Origin of the sequence: Actinomadura rugatobispora (assembly GCF_042656285.1) — a bacterium.
Classification (GTDB): Bacteria; Actinomycetota; Actinomycetes; order Streptosporangiales; family Streptosporangiaceae; genus Spirillospora; species Spirillospora rugatobispora.
The window spans coordinates 1-2,774 of sequence record NZ_JBHSON010000210.1 but is presented as its reverse complement, the minus strand read 5'-3'; the positions used below and the strand labels follow the sequence as shown (position 1 = coordinate 2,774).

3 protein-coding genes are annotated in these 2,774 nt (G+C 71.0%); all 3 read right to left on the bottom strand.

Annotation, left to right across the window (positions count from 1 at the left end):
- Positions 1-931, bottom strand: a 931-nt coding sequence (locus ACFPZN_RS55830) for a conjugal transfer protein (protein WP_378293513.1), incomplete at its 3' end; no start/stop codon positions are given.
- Positions 932-1,022: 91 nt separating this feature from the next.
- The gene (locus ACFPZN_RS55825) at positions 1,023-1,307 is read right to left on the bottom strand and encodes a hypothetical protein (RefSeq protein ID WP_378293511.1); all 285 of its coding nucleotides are present in this window, start codon (positions 1,305-1,307) and stop codon (positions 1,023-1,025) included.
- A 73-nt stretch (positions 1,308-1,380) separates the two neighbouring features.
- Positions 1,381-2,403, bottom strand: coding sequence for a conjugal transfer protein (locus ACFPZN_RS55820; RefSeq protein ID WP_378293509.1), 1,023 nt, complete (start codon positions 2,401-2,403; stop codon positions 1,381-1,383).
- Positions 2,404-2,774 lie beyond the last annotated feature (371 nt).

Below are 2,774 nucleotides of genomic sequence, written 5' to 3'. Positions count from 1 at the left end.
GTTCGAAGCCGCGCATGGGCTCGTTGGGGGGTTGGGGGGTGGGGACCGGCTTGTTGTGCCCGGGGGGAGGGGGCGCTGCGCCTGGGTGGTGGGCCGGGCTTTGGCCGGCTACTCGCTTGTCGCCCGGTTCGGGGACGGGCGTGGCCGGACGTGGCGCTTCGGTGGGGGGCTGGTCGTCGGCCTTCCAGAATTCCGGGGCGCCGCCCGGGCGGCGGACGCCCGAGGCGAAGGCTCGTTTTCCGGAGGCGCCGAGTTCCAGTTGGGGGGTGGCCGGGGGGTGTTCCAGGTCAGCCGGGCGCGGGGCCTCTTCCTCGTGCGAGATGTCGCGGGTGGTGCGGCGCCAGGGCTTGGCGGGAGGGGCGGCCGGGCGGGCGTCGTCGAAGCCGGCGGACTCGCGCTGGGCGGCGACCTCGGCGAGGGGCTGGGGGGCGGACGCCACGGCCGGGGACGGGGCGAACGCGGGGACCGGGGCCTCCTCGACCACCGGGCGGCGCTGCTGCTTGCGCGCCCTGCGGCGGGTCTTGAGCGCGGCGCGTTCGGGGGCGGCGACCGGGGCGGCGGCCTGGGGACGGCGCCACACGCGGGCCACGACGACGACCTCGCGGGGCTCCCGGATGGGGGTCAGCCGGCACCAGGTGCGGGGCTCGGCGAGGTAGCGGCTCTGCGAGATGAGCAGTTCGGTGAGCCGCTTGCCCTCGATGACCGGGCGGGTGGCCAGCCAGGTGAGGACGCCCGGGGGGACGATGTAGAGGACGTGCCACGGGGACTCGAACGGGATGCCCACGAAGCGCAGCAGCAGGATCCACGGCACGAACACGCCGGCGAACACGCCGATCTGGACCATCGGCAGCGGCATCGGAAGCCGCAGGTCGTACAGCTTGTACAGCCGCTTCTCAATGCGCCATATGTTCGTGTACGTGGGTAGATCCACGCCCCTACTCCCCTAACTGTGCGAGCACAGTGTCGCCTGCCGGCCCCGGCGCGCGGGGCCGCCCCTGCTCTCGGTGACCGCCGTGCCGAGGTCAGGTCAAGTCCACTCCCAGGGCCCGGGCGATCGCCCTGGCCGTGGTCTCGATGATGTTGGGCACGTAGAAGACCACCCCGATTCCGATGGCGAGCACGATGAATTGAACGAACCGCGTGATCTCGCGGGTGAACAGAAAGAAGATCGCCACAATGGAGACGATCACGAGGAAAAGGGGGCCGAATATCTGCCGCAGCCAGTCGGCCAGCTTATCGGTCTGCAGATCGTCGTTCGGCGCCGCCAGGACCTCGAACGGAATCGACGCCATCATGTGGTGCAGCATCGACTGACTACCTTCCTGGGTCGACGGATGTGTCGGATACGGGGCGAGGGCGCGCCGTCACGGCTTGGCCCCGTCATGACGCACCCGGCTGTGTGGTGCCGCGTATGTCTCTCACGTACCAGGTCGTGCCCTTCTTCACCAACGCGAGTTCGTAGGTCTGCTCGAGTTCGCCGCCTCCGGCGGTGCCGGGCACGCCCCAGGCGACAGTGGCGGTGACCGTGCGTTTACCGGCCTCTCCCCTGGGCGCGACGACCGCTCTGACCTGGACGAAGCTGACCGAGTCGGCGAGCCCGGCGATGACGGCGCCGTCGGAGAAGCGCGACAGGGCCGCCTGGTTGCTGCGGGCGTAGGCGTCGAAGAAGTCGTTCAGGATGGCCGCGAGCTCGCCCTCGAGGGCGGTGTCGCGCTCCTGCACGCCCTGCTGCGGCGGCGCGGCCTTGGCCGGGGGCGGCAGCAGCGCGGGGCGGGTGGGGACGACCATGGCGCCGTTGTTCGCGTACACGGGAACGGCCAGCCGGAGCCATTTGTCCTGGGCGCGGGCGAGCACGGTGACGACGCCGTTGTTGGCGTCGCGCGCGTCGACTCCGGCGACCTGGACCGACTGCACCAGCAACTGGCCGACGCCGTTCCAGCCGAACTGGCCGTCGGCGCCATCGGGCACGAAGGTGCGCAACTGCGCTTCGCGGCCGGCGGCGCTCTTCTGGTCGTAGTTGAGATAGACGTTGGCGAACTGCATCGCGAACGCGCCCGCGGCACTGGTGGGGAAGTCCGCGCCCTTGCCCTTGTCGGCGGCGGGGGCGCCCGTGGACGGGGTCTCGGTCGCGGTGAAGCGCTCGAACGGCGCGCGGATCCCGTTGACGAGGATGACGATGATGACGGCCCAGAGGACGGCGCGTCCGACCCAGACCCACCAGCGCCCGCCGGAGCCGCCCCAGCGGCCGCCGCCCCGCGAACCGCCGCCGGACCGCCCGCGCCGCCGGTCGGCGTCGCTCGCCCGCCAGGGGTCGGCGGACGGGTCGAGCGCGCGGCCGGTCACCGCGTCCTCCTCGACCACAGCGGTCTCACGGCCGTGTCGCACGGCCGACCTGCGAGCCATCCTGCCTCCGCTCGCGCCTCGCCCCCGGTCGGCGCGGTCATGTGTGCCTTTGGTCGTGTACGGGTGTGGTCGTCTCCTGCACCCACCCCGGGCCCAGCGTAACCACGAGCGCCAATTGTTCCAGCGCATCCGGACGAAGCACAGCCCCGGCACGCGGTTGTGGATAACGCGATTCACCTCGGCAGCGACGGGCCAGATTGCCAAACGGTGACGATCCTCTACCCGCGACTCCGAACGACGTGCGGACGGGGGTGCGAACTGTTCGCCTGTGAGGTCGGTTAAGTGAACATGCGGGCAATCCAAGTGATCCGGCTTGACGGTTTGTGCTGGTCCCTGTACTTTCAGTAGCGCAATCTGGGACGCCGGGTTCG